The 22,381-nt window shown below is 42.4% G+C and carries 23 protein-coding genes; 13 read left to right on the top strand and 10 right to left on the bottom strand.

Going from position 1 to position 22,381, the window contains the following annotated elements; translation table 11 throughout:
- The 9 genes from WCM76_06810 to WCM76_06850 all read left to right on the top strand — a co-directional run.
- On the top strand, positions 1 to 1,694 hold a 1,694-nt coding region (locus WCM76_06810), incomplete at its 5' end, for a PKD domain-containing protein (protein ID MEI6765335.1).
- 228 nt (positions 1,695 to 1,922) lie between these two features.
- The gene (locus WCM76_06815) at positions 1,923 to 3,155 is read left to right on the top strand and encodes an FAD/NAD(P)-binding oxidoreductase (GenBank protein MEI6765336.1); all 1,233 of its coding nucleotides are present in this window, start codon (positions 1,923 to 1,925) and stop codon (positions 3,153 to 3,155) included.
- Between the two features lie 3 nt (positions 3,156 to 3,158).
- Positions 3,159 to 3,833 carry a hypothetical protein gene (locus WCM76_06820; protein MEI6765337.1) on the top strand — a complete coding sequence of 225 codons (675 nt, stop codon included), beginning with the start codon at positions 3,159 to 3,161 and terminating at the stop codon, positions 3,831 to 3,833.
- A gap of 30 nt (positions 3,834 to 3,863) precedes the next feature.
- Positions 3,864 to 4,175, top strand: coding sequence for a TusE/DsrC/DsvC family sulfur relay protein (locus WCM76_06825; protein MEI6765338.1), 312 nt, complete (start codon positions 3,864 to 3,866; stop codon positions 4,173 to 4,175).
- A 33-nt stretch (positions 4,176 to 4,208) separates the two neighbouring features.
- Positions 4,209 to 4,703: a DsrE/DsrF/DrsH-like family protein gene (locus tag WCM76_06830; GenBank protein ID MEI6765339.1), complete on the top strand. Its 495-nt coding sequence runs from the start codon at positions 4,209 to 4,211 to the stop codon at positions 4,701 to 4,703.
- Between the two features lie 369 nt (positions 4,704 to 5,072).
- Positions 5,073 to 5,426 carry a DUF3276 family protein gene (locus WCM76_06835; protein MEI6765340.1) on the top strand — a complete coding sequence of 118 codons (354 nt, stop codon included), beginning with the start codon at positions 5,073 to 5,075 and terminating at the stop codon, positions 5,424 to 5,426.
- A gap of 221 nt (positions 5,427 to 5,647) precedes the next feature.
- Positions 5,648 to 6,478 (top strand): AAA family ATPase, encoded by an 831-nt coding sequence (locus tag WCM76_06840; GenBank protein ID MEI6765341.1) that lies wholly within the window; start codon positions 5,648 to 5,650, stop codon positions 6,476 to 6,478.
- Positions 6,465 to 7,364 (top strand): ParB/RepB/Spo0J family partition protein, encoded by a 900-nt coding sequence (locus WCM76_06845; GenBank protein ID MEI6765342.1) that lies wholly within the window; start codon positions 6,465 to 6,467, stop codon positions 7,362 to 7,364. Before WCM76_06840 ends, WCM76_06845 begins: the two co-directional genes overlap by 14 nt.
- On the top strand, positions 7,361 to 8,101 hold the full coding sequence (locus WCM76_06850) for a DUF5683 domain-containing protein (GenBank protein MEI6765343.1): 741 nt from the start codon (positions 7,361 to 7,363) through the stop codon (positions 8,099 to 8,101). Before WCM76_06845 ends, WCM76_06850 begins: the two co-directional genes overlap by 4 nt.
- A gap of 3 nt (positions 8,102 to 8,104) precedes the next feature.
- On the opposite strand, the gene WCM76_06855 is transcribed toward WCM76_06850, so the two are convergent.
- The 9 genes from WCM76_06855 to glmM all read right to left on the bottom strand — a co-directional run bounded on the left by WCM76_06855 (position 8,105) and on the right by glmM (position 17,529).
- Positions 8,105 to 8,887 carry an SDR family oxidoreductase gene (locus tag WCM76_06855; GenBank protein MEI6765344.1) on the bottom strand — a complete coding sequence of 261 codons (783 nt, stop codon included), beginning with the start codon at positions 8,885 to 8,887 and terminating at the stop codon, positions 8,105 to 8,107.
- An 11-nt stretch (positions 8,888 to 8,898) separates the two neighbouring features.
- Positions 8,899 to 10,557, bottom strand: coding sequence for a DNA repair protein RecN (gene recN, locus WCM76_06860; protein ID MEI6765345.1), 1,659 nt, complete (start codon positions 10,555 to 10,557; stop codon positions 8,899 to 8,901).
- Positions 10,558 to 10,577: 20 nt separating this feature from the next.
- Positions 10,578 to 11,489, bottom strand: a complete 912-nt coding sequence (locus tag WCM76_06865; GenBank protein MEI6765346.1) for a DUF4835 family protein — start codon at positions 11,487 to 11,489, stop codon at positions 10,578 to 10,580.
- A 22-nt stretch (positions 11,490 to 11,511) separates the two neighbouring features.
- Positions 11,512 to 12,723 (bottom strand): bifunctional phosphopantothenoylcysteine decarboxylase/phosphopantothenate--cysteine ligase CoaBC, encoded by a 1,212-nt coding sequence (gene coaBC / locus WCM76_06870; GenBank protein ID MEI6765347.1) that lies wholly within the window; start codon positions 12,721 to 12,723, stop codon positions 11,512 to 11,514.
- Between the two features lie 10 nt (positions 12,724 to 12,733).
- Positions 12,734 to 13,072 (bottom strand): DNA-directed RNA polymerase subunit omega, encoded by a 339-nt coding sequence (locus tag WCM76_06875; GenBank protein ID MEI6765348.1) that lies wholly within the window; start codon positions 13,070 to 13,072, stop codon positions 12,734 to 12,736.
- 9 nt (positions 13,073 to 13,081) lie between these two features.
- Positions 13,082 to 13,900 (bottom strand): outer membrane protein assembly factor BamD, encoded by an 819-nt coding sequence (gene bamD, locus WCM76_06880; protein MEI6765349.1) that lies wholly within the window; start codon positions 13,898 to 13,900, stop codon positions 13,082 to 13,084.
- Positions 13,901 to 14,056: 156 nt separating this feature from the next.
- The gene (locus tag WCM76_06885) at positions 14,057 to 14,914 is read right to left on the bottom strand and encodes a DMT family transporter (protein ID MEI6765350.1); all 858 of its coding nucleotides are present in this window, start codon (positions 14,912 to 14,914) and stop codon (positions 14,057 to 14,059) included.
- Positions 14,915 to 14,971: 57 nt separating this feature from the next.
- Positions 14,972 to 16,093, bottom strand: a complete 1,122-nt coding sequence (locus WCM76_06890; GenBank protein ID MEI6765351.1) for a cysteine desulfurase family protein — start codon at positions 16,091 to 16,093, stop codon at positions 14,972 to 14,974.
- 29 nt (positions 16,094 to 16,122) lie between these two features.
- Positions 16,123 to 17,529 carry a phosphoglucosamine mutase gene (glmM, locus tag WCM76_06895; protein ID MEI6765352.1) on the bottom strand — a complete coding sequence of 469 codons (1,407 nt, stop codon included), beginning with the start codon at positions 17,527 to 17,529 and terminating at the stop codon, positions 16,123 to 16,125.
- 144 nt (positions 17,530 to 17,673) lie between these two features.
- On the opposite strand from glmM, the gene WCM76_06900 reads away from it, so the two are divergent.
- The 4 genes from WCM76_06900 (at position 17,674) to aroE (ending at position 21,473) form a co-directional block, all read left to right on the top strand.
- Entirely contained in the window at positions 17,674 to 19,077 is a 1,404-nt protein-coding gene (locus tag WCM76_06900; GenBank protein ID MEI6765353.1) for a tetratricopeptide repeat protein, read from the top strand.
- Positions 19,078 to 19,096: 19 nt separating this feature from the next.
- Positions 19,097 to 19,879, top strand: coding sequence for a phosphosulfolactate synthase (locus WCM76_06905; protein MEI6765354.1), 783 nt, complete (start codon positions 19,097 to 19,099; stop codon positions 19,877 to 19,879).
- Positions 19,880 to 19,943: 64 nt separating this feature from the next.
- Positions 19,944 to 20,567 carry a DedA family protein gene (locus WCM76_06910; GenBank protein ID MEI6765355.1) on the top strand — a complete coding sequence of 208 codons (624 nt, stop codon included), beginning with the start codon at positions 19,944 to 19,946 and terminating at the stop codon, positions 20,565 to 20,567.
- A 168-nt stretch (positions 20,568 to 20,735) separates the two neighbouring features.
- Positions 20,736 to 21,473 (top strand): shikimate dehydrogenase, encoded by a 738-nt coding sequence (gene aroE, locus WCM76_06915; GenBank protein ID MEI6765356.1) that lies wholly within the window; start codon positions 20,736 to 20,738, stop codon positions 21,471 to 21,473.
- Positions 21,474 to 21,479: 6 nt separating this feature from the next.
- On the opposite strand, the gene WCM76_06920 is transcribed toward aroE, so the two are convergent.
- A complete protein-coding gene (locus tag WCM76_06920) occupies positions 21,480 to 22,220 on the bottom strand; it encodes a response regulator (GenBank protein MEI6765357.1) in 741 nt (246 codons plus the stop codon).
- Positions 22,221 to 22,381 lie beyond the last annotated feature (161 nt).

Genomic DNA, 22,381 nt, shown 5'->3' on the forward strand with positions numbered 1-22,381 from the left:
GCAACGGAGGAAACAATGGTTCTGCAACAGTGACTGCCGGCGGTGGAACATCACCTTACGCTTATGCATGGTCAAACGGAACAACAACGGCTGTCAACAATAATCTGGCTGCAGGAACATACACAGTGACTGTTACCGATTCAGCCGGTTGCATTTCGACCGATCAAGCTCAGATTTCTCAGGCATCGACACTTACGGCAACAATACAAAGTTCTTCCAACGTCACATGTTTTGGCGGTGACAATGGAAGTGCAACCATACTTGTATCAGGCGGTATATCGCCGTACTACTATCTTTGGTCAAATTCAACTGCATCTGCAACTGACAGTTCCTTAAGTGCAGGAAGTTATACGGTCACCGTCACAGATACGAAAAACTGTTCAGCTATTAGTTCGTTCACAATTACCCAGCCCGACCAGCTTGTTGTAATTGCATCGGCAGACGACACTGTGTGCAACGGGACATATGCAACTATTGGTGCTACTGCATTTGGTGGAAATCCGGGTTATGTATTCAACTGGGACAATGGCGTTGGCACCGGAGAACAGCATTCGCTGCAAATATTCAGCACCACCACTTTCATTGTTTCGGTTACTGATACCAACGGATGCAGCTCATCGCCCGCCAGTGTAACTATTTATACAAATGCACCACTTACGTTATCTGACTTTACACCTTCAGCGATATGCGAAGGCGACCAGACGACACTGTCCACAACTGTTTCAGGAGGTGTTCCACCATACGCTTACGTTTGGAGCAATGGTATTGGCGCAGCAAATCCGCCGGTATCTGTATCTCCATCTGTAACAACAACCTATTTTGTAACAGTTACTGATGCCTGCGGTTCCCTTCCGGCAACAGATTCAGCTACCGTTGTTGTTTCTCCAAAACCGGTACCGGATTTCACCCTGGATAACAAAACCGGATGTGGTTCTTTGACCGTGAATATTACTGAAAATACAATTCCGCCTCACATGATTTACGAGTGGACTTTCGGTGATTCTGCTTCACTCACATCTAATATTTCTTATGATCAAAATCCATCTCATTTCTATGCGAATGCGGGCGAATACACGATTTCATTATCACTCACAAGTCTTAATGGATGCACCGCTGAATACCATTACCCACAAGCTGTAATAGTATATCCAAACCCTGTCGCAGCATTTATTACGACACCCCAGGATATTACAATTTCGGAACCTTATGTTGCCATGGTAGATCAATCAATAAACGCTACGCATTGGACATGGGATTTTGATGATCCAAACTCAGGCGGTCAGGATTATTCTACAGAAAAAAACCCGGGGCATCTTTACAATGAAGTGGGCGAATATCATATAAAACTATTTGTAGAGAACGATAATGGCTGTAAAGACACGGCAGTGAAGGAAGTCGTTGTAACAGATTTTTTCACATTCTTTGCGCCTAACGCTTTTACACCGGATGGTGACGGATTGAACGACTTTTATATGCCTGTTGGAACCAATCTCGATAAAAATGGTCTCAAATTCGAAGTTTATGACAGATGGGATAAATTGCAATATGAGTCCTCTGATTGGGATAAACCCTGGGATGGCAAATTTTCGAACGGACAAATGGCTAATCCTGGTGTTTATACATGGCAGATATTCTTCAAAGAAATTAACGGAAACCCGCATACATACAGAGGAACCGTAATGCTTATCCGCTAATTTTTATTTGCAAGACAAAAAGCCCGCTCTTTGCAGAGCGGGCTTTTTTTTGTGCATGATTAAATTCGACTTAATTATTCTATATTTGACAATTGGATATTGAATTTTTCCATATAAAATGACCTAAATCAATTTCCAAAATTTATTTACTATCTAAAAGGTAGGATATATTTTTATTTATATCTTTACATGATTAAATACGAAACCGACAAAATAATCCTTTTAAATATGAGAAAAATTCTGATTCTCGGTGCAGGTACGGCAGGAACAATCATGGTAAACAAGCTTCGTAAAGTTCTTGACAGAAGCGAATGGGACATCACTATTGTGGATAAAGAAAAAACCCATTACTATCAGCCCGGCCTGCTGTTTATTCCTTTTGGGATATATAACAAACAGGACGTAATCAAGCCCAAAAGCAATTTCTTTCCGGTTGGGATTAATGTTATTTATTCAGAAATTGATAAAATTGAGCCCGGGAAAAATCAGGTTCAGTTAATGGGTGGTAAAATATTAACCTACGACTTTCTGATAATCGCTTCAGGTAACGACATTCATCCGGAAGAAACGCCCGGCTTGGTTGGCGAATTATGGCGCAAAAATATTTTTGATTTTTATACCATTGACGGAGCGCTGGCCCTTCGTGAATTTTTCAAAACATGGCAGGGCGGCAGACTTGTAATGAACATTGCAGAATTGCCTTTTAAATGCCCTGTGGCACCACTTGAATTTGTATTTCTGGCCGATGAGTATTTTTCAAAAGTAGGTATTCGTGATAAAGTGGAAATAATATACGTAACGCCTCTTTCAGGTGCGTTTACAAAACCCCGTGCATCAAAAATGCTGGGTGAATTGCTCCATGAAAAGCACATCAATGTAATCCCGGATTTTTATATTGAACATGTGGATAACGAAAATAAAAAAATCGTTTCATACGACGGACAGGAAGTGCCTTTCGATGTGCTTGCCATAGTTCCCGTAAACAAAGGCAATGAAATGATTGCCCGTAGCGGGATGGGCGACGATTTAAATTATGTTGCAACCGATAAATTCACCCTTCGCTCTGTCGATTATGAAAACATTTTTGTACTCGGCGACGCCTCCAATATTCCTACATCAAAAGCCGGCTCAGTAGCACATTTCGCCGCAGAGGTATTATTCGAAAATCTGCTGAGCGCTATCGAAAATCGTCCTTTGCACGCCAAATTCGACGGACATGCCAACTGTTACATAGAAACAGGATATGGCAAGGGCTCGCTCATTGATTTCAATTACCAGACAGAACCGCTTCCGGGCACGTTTCCATTGCCGGGAATAGGACCTTTCGGGCTGCTGCAGAATACAAAAATGAACCACTACGGCAAGGTTCTCTTCCGTTGGATCTATTGGCACATATTGCTTAAAGGAAAAGAAATGCCGATTGAAGCTGAAATGTCAATGGCAGGTAAAAAGGCAAACTAAAAAATGGAAAAAACCATGTCTGAAAAAGATTTGCAGCAACAAATTTCCGAGCTGAATCAAAAAGTGGATCTATTGCTGGAATACGTAAATGAGCAGCGTCAGAAAAGGGAAGTCGTGGATGACCTGATTACCGACGTGTCCATTATTGGTAAAGATGTGTTTAAAAGCGTAGTTGAAGAACTGGACCAGCGCGGTTGCGAACTCGACACCCTTGCCATAAAAGAACTGCTTTTTAAACTTCTTCGTAACGTAAATAATATTTCGCAGGTGCTTGATATGTTTGAAAGCACGGTAGATCTGGTCAAAGATGCCGCTCCCATTGCCCGCGAAATGATTATCGATTTTATTCACAAGCTCCATGAGTACGAAACCAAAGGTTACTTTGAGTACATGGCAGAATTGTATCACATGATTGGTGAAATGCACAAACATTATACGGTGGATGACCTGAAGGCGCTTTCATCCAATATGCCAAGCCTGTTCAGCCTCGTACGTTTACTCAATGATAAATCGCTGATGCAGTCACTCGAAAAAGTTTCAGGAGTTCTTACTTCAACAAAAATTGATGAAACCATTGATAATAAATCTCTCTATAAAATTTACAAAGAATTGAAATCGCCTGAAGTGCGCAAAGCGCTTTCTTATACACTCCGTGTAATTAAGGAAAGTGCCAAATAACTGAATTGTTTAACTAAATAAATAAATGTCATGCCAATCAAAAATTTTAACGGTGTTGATGTGAATGTTACCGAAGAAGGATATCTCACCGACGCTTCACAGTGGACCAAAGAAATTGCCGCCGAAATTGCGAAAGAAGAAGAAATCGCACTTACGGATAAGCATTATGAAGTACTGAATTATTTAAGGGAACGTGCTCTGAAAGGTGAGGTTCTCACCATCCGTAGTGTAGGAAAATCAGGAATTGTAGATATCAAAGGTCTTTATGACCTTTTCCCCGGCGGACCCTTAAAAAAATCATCAAAAATTGCAGGTATTCCCAAACCGGTAAGCTGCGTATAAACTGCTTCAAACAACAACAAAAAAACAATTATCATGGAAGAGTATCCTTTGAAAAAAGTCTGTATCATTTGTGCCAAAGGCACGATTGAAGACGTATATGCCACACTTGTAATGGCCAATGGCGCCGTTATGGAAGGCATTCAGGCGAGGGTGTTTTTCACCTTCTTTGGCCTCGACGGAATTCGTAAAAATAAAATGGACCATCTGCACACGGGCGTAGTCGGGAATCCGGCCATGTCAATGCCGGGCGGCATTCCCTTCCCTACGGTGCTTGGCACCATTCCTTTCGTTGAAACCGGCGTTTCTGCTATGATGCGCAGCCAGATGGCGAAACTGGACATTCCTCCCGTGAGCGAATTTCTGGATATGATAGTTGCCGGCGGTGGCGAAATCTATGCCTGCAAACTGGCGGTTGATATGTTCAAACTGAAAAAAGAAGATTTTTCCGAGCATGTCAAAGCTATTATAACCATTGGTGAATTCTATGCCATGTGCGGCGGACAGGGTACTCAGATTATCTTTACCTAAGTCCTGAACGGAATTAAGACTTGAAAAGAGAGTGACTGCGAAAACGCAGCCACTTTTTTTTCGTTACAACATAAATATTCAAGTTTAAAATTTCAGAACCTGCCTCTGAATTTGTAACTATCATTATCTAAAACAAGTAAATCAAAGTGCTCTCAACAATACAATTTTCAGAAATACAAAAAGCATATACAGCATTGATTACTTCCATAAATTAGCTGATAAAATATCACTATATATTTGGATATCGGAATGTTACATTAAATATAAATTCAACATATAGAATAAATTAGTTAAACTTGAACGGTCTGTGATTTATTATCAAAAATTTTATACATTTGCGTTGGAAGTCAAATTTAAATGCGGTGCTATATGGAAGAGAATGAAAAAAACGACAGAAACAGTCGTGAAGAGATTTTCTCGAAAGCAGTAAGGGCGGGGAAAAGGACTTATTTTTTCGATGTTAAATCGACAAAGGCAGAGGACTTTTATATTACCATTACCGAAAGCAAGAGACGGTTTAACAATGAGCAGGGCAAATTCTTCTATGAAAAACACAAATTGTTTCTGTATAAAGAAGATTTTGAAAAGTTCACCAAAGGATTGTCAGACGTAATCCATTTTATTGACACAGGCGAAAAGCCCGAACCTGACCCCGACGAAGTAAACAGCCCGTTTAGCGATGTCGATTTTGAAGATCTCGAAGCTCGCGGAGAAGAAAAATAAAAATCCACAAATTTCAGGTTGCAGCTGATAAAACATCAGTTGAGTGCATGTTATGCTGTAAGCGTCCGGGTAATTATTGAGATGCCCCGGGAAACTGCAGTTAAGGATTGTGCATTGTGAATAAAATTTCGTCTGCGGCATGAAGAATTTGTTATATTTTTGTGCTGCTTCCGAAAATCAAAGGACACAAAAATTCGGACGAAAAGCAGCCGAAAGAAGATATGGGAAAAGTTATTGCTATAGCAAACCAGAAAGGCGGTGTCGGCAAAACCACCACTGCAATTAATCTTGCAGCGAGTTTTGCCGTGCTGGAATACAAGACCTTACTTATAGATGCCGATCCTCAGGCCAATGCCACATCGGGTGTTGGGTTTGATCCGAGAAATATCAAGACAAGTATATACGAATGTATTATTGACCCCGATAATCTTGAGCCAAAAAAGATTATTCTGAATACCAAAACTCCGAATCTTGACCTCCTGCCCGCTCATATTGACCTTGTTGGCGCTGAAATTGAAATGATCAATCTGCCCGAACGGGAGAAAAAGATGAAGCAAAAAGTCATCAACAAACTCCGTGACAGCTACGATTTCATTATCATTGACTGCTCTCCATCACTGGGACTGATTGTTGTGAATGCATTGGTAGCCGCCGATTCGGTTATTATTCCGGTTCAGTGCGAGTACTTTGCACTCGAAGGGCTTGGCAAGTTGCTGAACACTATAAAACTCATACAATCTTCGTCGCGTCTGAATCCCGACCTTGACATTGAAGGTATTTTGCTTACCATGTATGATTCAAGGCTGCGCCTTTCCAATCAGGTAGTGGAAGAAGTTAAAACCCATTTCCAGCAAATGGTGTTTGATACGCTGATTCAGCGGAATACCAAGCTGGGCGAAGCTCCCAGTTTCGGCGAAACCATCATCATGTATGATGCAGAAAGCCGTGGCGCGATTAATTACCTTAACCTGGCCCGCGAAATTCTTCAGAAAAATGAAATGACACGCATAAAACAGGCCGATAAACTTATAGATTTCAATGATGGTAACTAAAAAACGGCCCAGCGCCATGGGACGGGGACTGAGCTCCTTGCTTGAAAGTCCCGAAACAGATATTACTTCCACCGACCAAACCGGCAAATTCGTTGTAGGTGCAATCACAGAAATCAGTATTGAAGATATTGAAACCAACCCGTTTCAGCCACGAACAACCTTTGAAGATGCCGCGCTGAGAGAACTGGCCGAATCTATCAGCAAACAGGGTATTATACAGCCCATTACGGTGCGCAAAATGGGCTATGACAAATACCAGCTCATTTCAGGAGAAAGACGTTTCAGGGCATCTCAATTAGCCGGCCTTACCGAAGTTCCCGCATACATCCGTATTGCCAACGACCAGCAAATGCTCGAGATGTCGCTGGTTGAAAATATTCAGCGCGAAAACCTTAACGCCATAGAAATTGCAATAAGCTTTCAGCGTCTCATTGAAGAATGCAGCCTTACACAGGACCAGCTCAGCGTTCAGGTCGGAAAAAACAGAACAACGATTTCTAATTATCTGCGGCTGCTTAAACTGCCCGCCGATATTCAGTATGCTGTCCGCGACAGCATACTTAGCATGGGCCACGCAAGAGCCATAATCAATGTTGACAGCGAAGAACGCCAGCTGTTTATTTTCAACGAGATTGTTACCAACGGTCTGTCTGTAAGAGAAACAGAAAAGCTGGTACGCGAAATGAGCGACCGGCCGGTAGTTCAGAAAAAGGAAGTCGTCGCTGCCGAAATTCCCGGTCGTATCAGTGAATTTAAAGCAATGCTGTCGGAACGCCTCAGCACCGGTGTTGAGGTAAAATACAATAAAGGCAAAGGAAGCATCGTTATCCCCTTCTCAAACGAATCGGAACTGGAGAAAATTCTGGAACAATTTAAACGTTCATGATCTTTTTTCAAGACATCTATAAATTTTACGGAAAAGCACTGCTCTCAGCAGTTGCTTTTTTTGTAATGGCACATCCATTTGTCAACGCTCAGACTTCATTTCATCAAAATCAGATAAGCGTAAAAAGCATTACGCTCAAAACTTCGTCAAAATCATTATCACACAGCTTTTCCGATAATTTGCTTCAACATCGCAATGCAGGAAAACAGGACATTTCAAACAGCGGTTTCATGCTTCCCGATAAAGGGAAAAAACAGCCGTCGGATACTGCTAAAGTTAAAAAGCATTCGCCCAAAGCAGCTACCTGGATGAGCGCGGTGTTGCCTGGACTGGGACAAATCTACAACAGGAAATACTGGAAATTACCCATCATTTACGGAGGATTTGGCGCTTTGGCCTATTTTGGAATTCGTTACCACGGAAAATACGTTGATTACCGCGATTCCTATTACTCGAAGATGGGCGTCAGTCCCGATATTATTGACCCTTTTCCGCACGAATCGGAAAATGCAGTGCTCGCGTACCGTGATTTTTACCACCGCAATTTTGAGCTCACCTGTGTTATCGGAGGCTTACTGTATATTTTGAATGTTGTAGATGCCACGGTAGACGCGCATCTCTATAAATTTGATGTAAGCGACGATCTTTCATTTAAGGTGGAACCACAAATCACACCGTTGTCGTTCAACACAGTCAGCAGTCCGGGCAACGGCATAAAACTCACCGTGAAGTTTTAGTTACTATTGGGCCATCGCGGAGAAACCACCGTCATTAAATATGGTCTGCATGGTAATTTTCGACGTAAGGTCTGAAAATAAGGCCATGCATGCATTTGCACAATCATCGGCACCTGCGTTTCCCAGAGGCGCCGTAAGTGCACTGTGGTCAATAATTGCCGCCATCCCCGGTACTACAGATGTAGCAGGTGTTTGAACGGGCGATTGCATTACTGCATTGATACGCACCTGCTGTTCTTTTCCATAAATATATCCAAAGCTTCGAACGATGGATTCAAGCATCGCTTTGGCTTCAGCCATATCGCCATAGCCGGGCATAGCGCGCTGGGACGCGATATAACTTATAGTAACAACGGACGCACCTGTATTTAATGCACCGGCTTTTTTCGCAACCTGCAGCATTTTATGCAACGAAAGTGCAGAAACATCGAGGGTTTTATGAAAGTTATCATAATCAATGTCATCGTATTTTCTCCCTTTGCGGACATTCGGCGACATCGCTATTGAATGCAGTATAAAATCCACAGGACTGCCAAAATATTCCATCGCTTTTGCAAACAGATTTTCAAGATCGGGAATAAGGGTGGCGTCGGCAGGAATAACAATAGTACCAAGCTTTTCAGCGAGTATGCCCAGCGTACCTACTCTCAAAGCTACCGGCATATTGCTGAGCAACAGTTCTGCGCCTTCGGCATGTGCTTTTTCGGCAACGTGCCACGCAATGGAATGTTCGTTGAGGGCACCGAAAACAATGCCTTTTTTACCTTTTAACAGATTGTATGTCATGGAATGATTGATTACTTTGTGCTGAGCAGTTCACGGGCAGTTTTCAGTGCAGCGTCCGAATAATTTTCGCCGCTGAGCATCTGTGCAATTTCCTGCTCGCGTTCACTTTCTGTGAGTTTGCGAATATAAGAACGTGTCAGTCCGCCTTCATTCTTTTTATAAACGAAATAATGGTTTTTGCCCATACCGGCAATTTGCGGCAAATGCGTAATCGCTACAACCTGCATAAAATCGGCCATTCCGGAAAGTATCTTACCCACTTTGCCGGCAGTTTCGCCCGATACGCCGCTGTCTATTTCGTCAAATATAATTGTAGGAAGCAGGCTGCGCTGCGATACCAGCGATTTTACCGCAAGCATCAGGCGCGACAATTCGCCGCCACTGGCTACTTTCGACAGACCTTTTGGCTCCATGCCTTTATTGGCGGTGAACAGAAATGTGATATGGTCGAAGCCTTCCGGTTTAAGTGATGTTGAAATTTCATGGGCAATTTTAAGCTGAGCGTCGGGCATACCAAGCAGCTTGAGAACAGCCGCCAGCTTTTTCTCCATCTGCGGAATGGCTTTTTTGCGAGCTTCCGAAAGTTTGGATGCAATGCCGGTGCAGCTTTCAGTCTGATTTTCGATTGTGCCTCTGAGTTCAGCAATCTGCGTTTCAAGCGAAACTATAGCCAACAATTTATCGTCCAGTTCATTCTTCAGCGTAAGCAGTTCATTCACGGTAGAAACCCTGTGTTTGTGCTGCAGACGGTACAACAGGTCGAGCCTTGCATTCACAGTTTCCATGCGTGCCGGGTCGTGCTGAATTTTATCTTCAAGAGCGGCAGTTTCGCCGGCAATATCTTTTATTTCGATGTAGGTTGTTTTCAACCGGTCGGTGAGCGCAGCAATATCGGCATGGTAGCGCGCCACCTGGTCAAGCTGATTAATCGTTTCGGCTAGGGTACCGAGTAAATTTAAATCGTCACCCGAAAATGCGTTTGTAACTTTAGAAAGCGTAATACTGATTGTTTCTGCATGGCTGAGAACGGCCTGTTCGGCTTCAAGGTTCTCCTGTTCGTTTTCTTTCAGAGCAGCATTGTCAAGTTCATCAAACAGAAAACGAAAGTAATCCTGATCTGTACGGGCCTGCAGTTCTTTTTTTTCCAACTCCTGCATTTGCCGCTGGAAATTCATCAGCGTATTGTATTCGGCTTTGTATTTTTTGAGTAAGGCATTATGTCCGACAAAGCCGTCGATAACAGAAAGCTGGAACGAATGTTCGTTTACCGAAAGATTTTTATGCTGGGAATGAATATCAACAAGTCTGTCGGAGATTTCTTTAAGAATGTTAAGATTAACCGGCGTATCGTTAATAAAGGCTCTTGATTTTCCTTCGGGCGTAATTTCTCTGCGCAGTATGGCCGTGTCGCCGGCATCAAGGTCATTCTCAGCAAAAAAGTCATCGAGGTTATAATCCTTTATCAGGAAAACGCCTTCAATAATACACTTTCTGGATTTGTCTGATAATACCTGCGAATCGGCCCGTTGACCAAGAATAAGACCCAGTGCTCCCAGTAATATGGATTTGCCTGCACCGGTTTCGCCGGTAATAATTGAAAAGCCATCTTCAAAATCAATTTCCAGCTTATCGATGAGCGCGTAATTTTCTACTGAAAGGTGCTGCAGCATGATTCCGGTAATTGAATTGATTATTTTATCCCAGCGGCGTTCAGAATCTTATTATTATAATCGCCCGAATGAGCAGGGTCAATTTCCTTAAGAAGATTCACAATTTTAGGTTTGTCGTTGGCCGGAGCGTTGGAATAAATATTTATAAGTTCGTCGCGCTTGGTATCAATAAACAACTGAATAAGATACAATCCGGGTTTATCGCGGTTCACCATCTGAACTTTTTCTAAACCTGCAGTAATTTGTGCACGTCCCAGTTCAACATTTTCTTTCATCGCATCTAAACCTTTCAGGTGGTACAGATATAAGCATTCTCTTATCGGTGAATACGATTTATTCAGCAGGTTTTCGATAATCCAGTAGCGGTTTTTCTTGCTCTCGTATGCTTTCCAACCTTTGTCGGCAGTATTTTGCGCGTTATTTACAATGGTCTGGCATTTATTATAGTAAGGAGAGCCGCCATATACCGAATAGGAATCAAAATCAAGTCCGATAATCAAATTTGCATAAAATGCCAGTACTGAAGTGAGATTAGACTGAAAGCTGTTTTCATCGAAATCAAGCGGTGTTGATTCAAGATATTTGAACTGAAAATCTTTATCGAGCAGGTTGAGCATTACCGAATTGTACGATGACTGGAAGATAGGACGGCGCGACTGCACCTGAATCGTGCCTTTAAATTCTTCGTTCGAAATCCTTTCGGACAGCGTAATCAGAATGCTGCATTCAATACGTTCTTCAATTTTATAAACGTAGCCCGTCCATTTGCGCTCGTTCATAAATTCACGGATTGCCTTCTGAAGGTTTTCGTAAACACTTTTATCCGAACCTTCAATTTGCTGCGAATTGACCGTAACCATGCAGTTGAGTTCCTGCGCCATTGCCATCGGAACAATGAACAGCAGTATTAAAGAAGCCAGAAGTTTTTTCATACGTTGCATCTGAACAAATATACTATTTTTTTTCCTTCAGGATATTTTCAATTTCATCAATAATATCGGCAGCAACTTCAGCTTTAGATTTGAGGGGAAATTCCTTCTCACATCCATCAGCCTTGAGTATGCTGATTTTATTGGTCGAATGCCCAAAACCGGCACCTGCATCCCGCAGCGAATTAAGAACGATGAAGTCGAGGTTTTTATTATGCAGTTTTTTCAAAGCGTTGCCGCGTTCATTTTCTGTTTCAAGGGCAAACCCGGCAAGTACCTGATTTGCCGACCTGAGTTTCCCCAAGGTTCCGAGAATATCGATGGTTGGCTTCAGCTCAAGCGTTATCGGCGCCTTACCATCTTTCTTGATTTTATTTTCGAGCGGATGGGCGGGTGTATAATCGGCAACCGCTGCCGCCATAACAACGATATCCGATGCTGCGAAAACGCCGGAGCATTTTTCAAACATTTCCGCGGCAGAAGTAACTTTTATGAGATGTATATTTCTGTGTGATATTTCTATATTGGATGGCCCGCAGACAAGGGTTACATCTGCGCCGCGCATGGCAAGTCCGCGGGCAATTTCAATGCCCATTCTGCCACCTGATTGGTTGCCTATAAAACGAACGGGGTCGATAGCTTCATGAGTCGGGCCGGCCGTAACAAGAGCCGTTTTACCTATCAGCAGGGATTTTTTTTTTAACCCTTCGGCCAGAATGGCGAGGATTTGCTCCGGTTCTTCCATGCGGCCTGCGCCGCAAAGTCCGCTGGCAAGTTCTCCTTCTTGAGGCTCAATGAGGATATTACCGTATGATTGAAGTGCTGCAATATTTTTTTGGGTGGAAGGATGCCGGTACATATCCAAATCCATGGCAGGAGCAAAATACACCGGGCATTTTGCAGCAAGATAAGTTGCCACAAGCAGATTATCGGCAAGTCCGTTTGCCATTTTGCCAAGTGTGTTGGCGGTGACCGGTGCCAGCACAATAGCATCGGCCCAGTTGCCCATTTCCACATGGCTGTTCCATTTGCCATTGGCGGGGTCGAACCCGTTGCACATCACCGGATGCAGCGAAAGTGTAGAAAGTGTAAGCGGGGTAACAAAATCGCGGGCAGCAGGTGTCATCAGTACCTGCACCTCTGCCCCATTTTTAATCAGCAAACGCACAAGTAAAGGAATTTTATAGGCAGCAATGCTTCCCGTAATTCCCAGAATAATCTTTTTGCCCTGTAGCATTGCGATGCTTTTATAAAGTGCTTTCCTGAATCTCGGCAAGAGGATTTCTTACATAAATCTGGTCGTGCAAAAACTCATTGATAGCAAGTAATGTCGGCTTGGGAAGGCGTTCGTAGAATTTAGCGATTTCAATCTGCTCGCGATTTTCAAAGATCTCTTCAAGATTATCGGTGTTGGTGCCGAACTCTTCAATCTTGCCGTTCAGCTCTTCTTTAATCTCCGAAGCAATCTGATTGGCTCTTTTGGAAAGGATAACCACAGCTTCGTAAATATTGCTGTAATTTTTTGTGAAGTCAGAAATGTTGCGTGTAACGGCTACCGGTTCTGTTTTTACTTTTTTATAATCCATATCGCTATTTTATGATTTTTTCGTTTTGGGTGGTTTACTCAACTCTTTGGTAATGCTTTTATAAATTACATTTGCCTGGTTGAGGTATTTTGTTGTCGGATAGGTTGACAACAGCGCATTATAGGCATCCGCTGAAGCGCTAAACCGCTCCTTTTTCTTATTTTCTATGCTGTTTAGAGCATACAGGTATTGTGATTTGAGAATGTAGAAATAGGCATCTTCCCTGAAGCGGGTATCCGGGAATTCCTTCAGCAGATTTTTAAAAGAGATAACTGCTGCAGGGTAACTTTCAATTTTCAGATAAAGCCGTGCCACTTCATATGATTTTTGTTCCAGCTTGCCTCTGAGGTCGTCAATGAGTTTGTTGCAGTCTTTTACACGCTCGCTTTTCGGGTATTGGTCAACAAATAACTGAAGTCCTTTGATGGCTTCAATGGTTATGGTTTGATCCAGACTGTAATCAGGTGAATATAGAGATTGGCAGAAAGCGCTCATATAGAGGCATTCTTCAGTGTATTTACTGGTGGGAAAGGTAGAGGTAAATTTAAGAAAATAATAACCTGCCTGCAGATAATCACCCTGACCGTAATAGCAGAAAGCATTGTAGTAATTTATCTTTTCGGAGGTGTCGTTTCCGCGATAATAAATCAGCAGTTCATCAAAAAGCTGCAGTGCACGATGGTAATCGCCTTTGTTATAATATCCAACGGCCATTTTGTACTTATACGACGTATTGGTACTCTTAAGCACCTGACGATAGCTGGTACAGGAGTATAACAATATGACTGTCAGCAATATAAATGTAAAGGTGACGGCTTTTTTAAACATGGGCGCAAAATTAGTACAATTAATTGAATATTAAAACATCAAAATGCACATATTATTATACAGAGGTGATTTTTTTAATGAAATCCGAATCAAAACCGTTACGTATCTAAGTCGATTAGGTGTGTAAAATATGTCGGATATTCAAAGCAGCCGAACTTACGAAAACGCAATGAGCAAAATGGCCGCTACGGCCGATGCGATTCCTATCCAGTTTATCAGCCTGAGTTTTTCGCGGAACAGCAGCAATCCGCTTAAGGCGCTTAATATCACAATGCTGACGTTGAAAACAGGTACAAACACGGAAATGTCGAAATTGGTCAGTCCGAGGAAAAAGAAATAGGTCGCGCCCCAGTTTGCCAGTCCGAGTAAAATACCGGCAATGATACTTTTAATATCCGGCCATTTCTTTTTTATGATAATCCGGATTACCAGTACCAAAAGTCCCATCAGCAGTGATATTCCGAAAGTACAGGCAAGAAAAAAAGTAATATTTTCATTCGGGATATACCATGCCTGAGCTATTTTAAAGAGGGAATCATTGGCTCCGTTACCGACAAAGAGCAGAAACGGCAGAAACAGGTATTTCCATTCAATTTTACCGGCTTTTTCCTTTTTAAACGTGAGCCAGAAAGCAACCAATGCCAGTATTACACCAATGATTTTCAGCGCATTCATGCTTTCTCTAAACATCAGTATACCAATCATTACCGGAATAACTGCCGACATTTTTCCGGTAACGGCCGAAATGGCAATGCCCACTTTTTGCGTTGACAATGCATAAATCAGAAAGGTGATGATGAGCGATGCACCGGCGGCTAGAGCCACCCAAAACCATGGCTGACCGATAATCGTTGCGGGACTCATCCTTACAGGTGAGAGAAAAAAGCCAAAACAGGCAGCAACCGCGTAATTGACCGTGATGGCAACCAGATTATCCACTTTATACCGATCAAAAAGTTTGAACAATAACATGATGGTTGTCGTGAACATTATGGCCAGTAATAAATAGAGCATACGATGGTATTTTTGGTAATTAATATGAAGAAATCTGAACGCGGCATTCGCGCATCGCTACTTATAAGCCTTCTTTAAGACTTCGATAAATTGATCTACTTCTTCAAACGTATTATAACGGCTGAACGAAATCCTGATAACAGGCAGTTCGTGATTCTTTCCCAAGGCGTCCATAACATGAGAAGTGCCGAGCGCGCCCGATGAGCAGGCACTTCCGCCCGAAACAGCCACACCGTCCATATCCAATCGCTGTAAAAGCATTTCTGAGCGGGATTTGGTCGGCAATGAAACCGACAACAGATTGATAAGCCCGTTTGATTCGCAATCGCCGTTAAAAATCGCTCCTGAAAAATTCAATTTCAACGCTTCAATCATTCGGTTTTTAAGTGCCCGTAAATGCGCCGTTTTTTCATCAAAAGAAGCATACGAAACCTCCATGGCTTTTGCAATGCCGGCGATACCGTAAATATTCTCGGTTCCGGAGCGCATTTCGCGTTCCTGCCCGCCTCCATAAATAAGCGGACTAATTGTAACATCTTTGTTGATATACAAAATTCCGATTCCTTTCGGGCCGTGAAATTTGTGTCCTGAGCAGGCTGCAAAATGGATTCCGGAGTTAGCCAGGTTGAGCTTCATTTTGCCGACTGCCTGAACAGCATCGGTTAGAAAAAGAGCATCATTTTTATGGCATAATTCAGCTACTTCTTTATACGGAAGCAGATTCCCGATTTCATTATTCGCGAGCATCAGGCACACCATACTTTTTTCATTTTCAGAAAGTAACTCCTCAAGATGAATGAGTGAAACATGCCCGGCAGCGTCGGTATTCACAAAATGAACGTTCGCCCATCCCCTTTTGTCAATGATTTCCAGCGTATGAAGCACTGCGTGATGCTCGAGGCGGCTTGAAATGATGTTCTTGATTCGGCTGTCCAAAACTGCACTAAATAATACCGTGTTTAGTGCTTCGGTACCCGATGAGGTAAAAAATATTTCAGCCGGACTGACTTTTAATATTCCGGCAACAGTAAGGCGAGCATCCTCAATAAGTACGCGTGCTTTGCGACCCAGAGCATGTGTAGACGATGGATTCCCCGGAATTTCGGTCATTACCTGATGCATCACCGAAATTACTTCGGGGGCAAGAGGAGTGGTTGCCGCGTTATCAAAGTATATCATTTTTTTAAGCAAAGGCAATTTCCCCTTTGTCAATCTTCGGTGTTTATTTTTAGGATTTCGCGAATATCCTGAACAAATTTGCGTGCCAGATGTTCTGCTTTGGACGTTGAATCGCTTTCAGAATAAATACGAATAATAGATTCAGTGTTTGAGCGGCGCAGATGCACCCATTCGGTAGGGCTCACATCAATGCGAACGCCGTCTATCAATGAGTGCGGCATACTTTTATATTTTTCGCGCAGCTTATCAAGAATCAGTGCCGTATCGGTATCTTTCGAAACTTCAATTTTATTTTTCGACATGAAATAATTCGGGTAAGTAGCCCGAAGTGTGGAACAGCTTTTTCCGAAGCGCGCCAGATGACTCAGAAACAGTGCAATCCCCACCAAAGCGTCGCGTCCGTAGTGCAGTTCCGGGAATATAACACCGCCATTACCTTCACCGCCAATCACGGCATTGGTTTTTTTCATCATGTCAACCACATTTACTTCGCCGACAGCCGAAGGTGTGTATGTACCTCCGTGCTTTATAGTGAGGTCGCGCAAAGCAGAAGTTGACGACAGATTAGAAACGGTGTTGCCGGCTTTATTTTTAAGTACATAATCAGCCACGGCAACCAGGGTATATTCTTCGCCGAACATTTCGCCGTCTTCGCACACAATAGCAAGGCGGTCAACGTCGGGGTCAACTACAAAACCGACATCGTTGTTATTTTTAGTAACCGTTGCCGAAAGCTCCTGAAGGTTCTCGGGCAATGGCTCCGGGTTATGCGGGAAGCGGCCGTCGGGCTCGCAGTAAAGCTCCGTGACTTTGGTAACGCCAAGTGCTTTAAGAAGACGCGGCAGCACTATTCCACCGGTTGAATTTACGCAATCGATGGCTACGGAGAAATTTGCTTTTTTGATAGCATCAACATCCACCAGCGGAAGGTCCACAACTTTCCGTATGTGCATGTCAATCATCGCATCATTCATGGTATTATGTCCGATACCAATAATTTCGGCATATAACGGAACATTATTTTCTGCAATTCTGAGCAGTTCTGTAGCCTGTTCGTTATTCAGAAATTCGCCTGAACTGCAAAGCAGTTTCAGGGCGTTCCAGTGCTTCGGATTATGGCTGGCAGTAATAATGATACCGCCATCGGCTTTTAGCTCGGTAACCGCCATTTCAACGGTGGGTGTTGTACTGAGTCCAATATCGACAGAGTCAGCGCCCATGGCATTTAACGTGCCTGTTACCAAGCGGTTAACCATATCGCCTGAAAGGCGTGCATCACGGCCAACAACGATAAGCGGTTTCTTTTTACCACTTTCAGTAAGAATAAACGAGGCGAAGGCTGAGGTATATTTTACGATATCCATGGGGCTGAGGCCGTCGCCCGGTTTTCCTCCTATTGTGCCTCTGATCCCGGAAATAGATTTGATAAGTGTCATAGGTCATTTTGTGGCAAAAATAATGCTTATCCGTCTATTTGAAGCGCATTGACAGTAAATAATTATAAACAGTTGTTTACAAATTTCCTTACTTTTCTTGCATTTTATTCGTAATTTTGTACTTTAGATTATTATTTGATGGCTATGAATGAAGATTTTGAAGATTTTGATGAAAATTACATCATCGACTTGGTTACCCGCTTTGAAAACATGCTTTCGGAAAAGGGGCAATGCTTCTTTGACGTAGAAGAGTACGAAGATATTATTGACTATTATTTCGAAAAAGATAACCTTAAAAAAACTGACATCGCCATTGAACTGGCCATGCAGCAGCATCCTTATACGCACACATTCCTGTTAAAAAAAGCACAGCTCCTCGCCTCTTCCGACAAACCTGAGAAAGCCCTCAACATGCTTGAGCAGATTGAACGGAAATATGGTGAAGATCCGGACATAACACTTGTTAAAGCCAGTATATACAGCCAGCTTAAGCATTACGAAAAATCTATAGAAGCTTACAAAAAAGCAGCTGAGTCGTTTGATGAACCTGCCGATATCTTTGCGAATATTGCATATGAATATCAGAATACCGGCAATTATACCAAAGCGCTGTTCTATTTAAAAAAAGCCATTAAAGCAGACCCTGCCAACGACAGTATTTTGTATGAACTGGGGTATTGCTTTGAAGTGTTGAACAGAACCGAGGAAGCTGTTAAGTTTTTCAACCTGTACATCGACGAAAATCCATATTCGGATGTTGCATGGTTTAACCTCGGCATTGCCTACAGCAATCTCGAATTGTATGAAAAAGCAATTGAGGCCAATGATTATGTAATAGCTATCAATACTACGTTTATCTCGGGCTTCTTTAATAAAGCCAATGCCTTTATCAATCTGGAACGCTATGAGGAAGCCATTGCGGTGTACCAAGAAATTCTGGAAATTGAGGAAGCTGATGCCATGACCTATTATTATATGGGTGAGTGCTACGAAAAGCTTAAAATGTACGATCAGGCTACCGAGAATTATAATAAAGCACTTGAGATTGATGAGTTTCTGGCAGATGCATGGATGGGTCTTGGTGTGGTTCACGAGGAAACCGGAAATTTTATTAAGGCACAGTTTTTTATGGCGAATGCCATTAAAATTGAGCCCATCAATGCCGACTACTGGTATATTATGGGTGATTTGCAGTACAAAACGGGCATGCTCGAAAAATCGCTTGAATCCTATCGGAAGGTTTGTGAATTAAATCCTAAAGATACCGATATCTGGATAGACATTTCGGAAGTGATAGCCGAAACAGGGACAATTGAACAAGCCATTGATTCTATTGCCGAAGGTATTCTGGAACAGCCTAAGAATGCAGCATTTCAATACCGTCATGCCGGTTATCTTTTCATTGCCGGACTGGAAAAAGAAGCACTTTTAAAACTCGAGGAGTCGTTAAACCTCGACTATCGCGGTTATATTGACCTGCTTGATTATCTTCCCCAGCTTAAGCTGAACAGCGGTGTAACCGACCTGATAGAATTTTATAAAAAATAAGTCCAAATAATTTCGGGATATGAACTATACGTTGCCCTTTATTCCGTCACGGCCCGAAAAGCCGCGGGAAAGCGGAATCACTATGGTTATGGATAAAGGCCTTAGCCTTAGAGAGTGTGAAAACATGGTTTCGGCAGGAGGTTATATTGCCGATTTTGTTAAGTTTGGGTTTGGCACTTCAGCTGTGGTAGGAAGTCTTGAAGATAAAGTAAAGGTATTTCACCGTGCCGGAATACGCGTATACCTTGGCGGAACGCTGTTCGAAGCCTTTGTAATACGAGGCATGTTTGACGACTATGTAAAGCTGGCAAAGCGGCTGAAGCTTGAAACCGTTGAAGTATCGGACGGCTCGATGAAAATGGAACATTCGCAGAAATGCGAATACATCAAAAAACTGGCACAGGATTTCACTGTTTTGTCTGAAGTTGGTTCGAAAGATGAAAACGTACATCTGAGCACTGCTGAATGGATAAATGGTATGAAATCGGAGCTTGAGGCCGGTGCATTTAAAGTTATTGCCGAAGCCCGCGAAGGTGGCAATGTAGGAATCTTTAACAGCGCAGGCAAAGCCGAAAGCGAACTGATAGACGAGATTATTGCAAAGGTAGGCGCTGACAGTGTATTATGGGAAACACCGCTCAAATCGCAACAAGTCTGGTTCATAAAAAAGATTGGCGCGAATGCTAATCTGGGTAATGTAGCACCCAACGAGCTGATAGCACTTGAAGCGCTTCGCCTTGGATTAAGGGGCGATACTTTTTTTGAATATCTTCCTGAAGAGCTTAAAAAAAATAAAATTTAAGGTTGCAGATAATTTGAATAATTTTATCGGCGTAATGATTGAAAACTAATTTATACAATTCAGTATGGGTTTGACAGCATGGATAGCAGCGATGGCTACCGCCTTTATTTCGAAGTTGGGTTATCTGGGTCTTTTAATACTGATGGCCCTTGAGAGTATGGTAGCACCTGTTCCCAGCGAAGCCGTAATGCCATTTGCAGGATTTTTAATCTCTGATGGTAAAATGTCTTTCCTGGGCGTTATTTTCTTCAGCACACTTGGAAGTATTATTGGCTCACTGATTGGTTACTGGATGGGCGCAGCCGGCGGCAGACCGCTGGTTGAAAAATGGGGAAAGTATCTGTTACTTGATAAAAGCGATCTGGACGTTACCGAAAAATGGTTCAGTAAACGTGGGGACGTAACAGTATTTGTATGCCGCTTCATTCCTGTTGTACGCCATCTTATCTCCATCCCTGCCGGTATCAGTAAAATGAACCTCTGGAAATTTTCCATCTACACACTGATAGGTGCAGGTATCTGGAATTCGATACTCACTGTTGCCGGATATTTTCTGAAAAAGAACTGGGGCGAAATTATGAAGTACAGCCACATTATAGATTATGTTGTAGTTGCAGTGCTTCTTTTAGCTGTCATTTATTACGTTTACAAATTTTACAAGAACAGAAAAAAAAGTCGTAAGTCATGAGTCGTGAGTCGTGAGTTATGAGTCGTGAGTCGTGAGTCGTGAGTCGTGAGTCGTGAGTCGTGAGTTAAAAGTTAAAGGATAGATTATAGTAGAAACATTGTTCATTGTTCATTGTTCATTGTTCATTATTAATTATTAATTGTTAATTATTTTTTGAGACATTTCGGGTTGATCGGTTATCCACTCTCACATTCTTTCTCGGCTGAATATTTTACAAATAAATTCCGCAAAGAAAAGATAGCCGAAACTATGTATCGCCCGTATGAGCTCTCAAGCATAGAATTACTGCCTTTATTGCTTTCCAATATTCCTTTTGAAGGATTAAATGTCACCCTCCCTTTCAAGGAAATAATAATACCGATGCTGGATGAAATTGATGACACTGCAGTAGCCACAGGTGCTGTAAATGTTATTAAAATAAAACATGAGAACGGCAAAAACATACTGCACGGCTATAATACCGATGTTATAGGATTTGAACGTTCTATAAGGCCTCACCTATCAAGCTATCACAAATCGGCCTTGATACTGGGAACCGGTGGCGCCTCGAAGGCAGCAGCCTATATTCTGGGCATGTATCATATCCCGTTTAAGTTTGTTTCCCGCGAAAAGCAGGGAGAAAATATAATGACCTATGCTGACCTTACTCAAGAGAGCATCACCGATAATCTGATTATTATTAATGCTACACCTGTTGGCATGGTTCCCGGCGATACCGCAAAGCCGGATATTCCCTATCAGTTTCTAACGGATAAGCACCTGTTGTACGACATGGTTTATAACCCTCCTATTACTGAGTTCATGAATGAAGGCAGGAAATACGGAGCCGACACCATCAGTGGGCTGAAGATGTTCTTTCTTCAGGCTGAGTGGGCATGGCGCATCTGGAATGACGGACGCTGCTAAGTAGAATTATTTTTTCAGGAACTCAACGGGGAATGAAAAAATATGAAGTATCCCTTCATCAATATCATCATCTACCCTATTGTAATTCATTTGAGCAGGCACATTCAAACCTTCCTTGTTTAAATAGACAATGGGAAACTCTCCAGGCACATCAATTTCCGTCTGACATTCTAAAATGGAATCTACTTCGGGGCACGGCATCAATTCTCGTATGTTCTTACCTTTGATAGTAGCAGGGTCACCTCCCGCGATAAGGCAAAAAGCGTGATTGCAACACAACAGATTACCATCGGGACCGGCAATAGCCACTCCTGCCGGAATAGCTTCCATACATGAACAAAAGAATTTTTTCTGTCGCGAAAGGTCCTGTTCATATTTGTAATTGCTTACCGCAATCTCAACACTCACCTTCAGTTCATCGTAGTTAACCGGTTTCACTAAATATCCATATGGGCGCACCGCTTTTGCTCTTGTAAGGATATCATCTGTAGTAACAGCCGAAGTGAAAATAATCGGAACTGAGGAAAACTCCCTGATTTTCTCTGATACATCAACACCGGTCAGGTCGCCCTTTATCATCACGTCCATTATAACCAAATCCGGTTTGAGCTCATGGACAAGTTCCAACGCTAAATTCCCTTCGTCGGCAATAGCCATAACATTGATACCGTCGTCGGTTAAATTTCGTTTAAGTGAAAGAGCTATAAGCTTTTCGTCCTCAACGATAAGAATGTTGATATTTTTCATGAGTATTATTTTTATGCCTTCAGGGAAAATACCCAAAAAGCAGGTGCTTGCACAAAGTTAATTAATTCCTAAATAATTGGTCACTATTGAAAATAATATCATCCAAATTGATAAATAAACGCTTCAATGGCACTCATTTCCGACAAAAATCCTAAATTTGT

It is taken from the genome of Bacteroidota bacterium, assembly GCA_037133915.1.
Classification (GTDB): domain Bacteria; phylum Bacteroidota; class Bacteroidia; order Bacteroidales; family CAIWKO01; genus JBAXND01.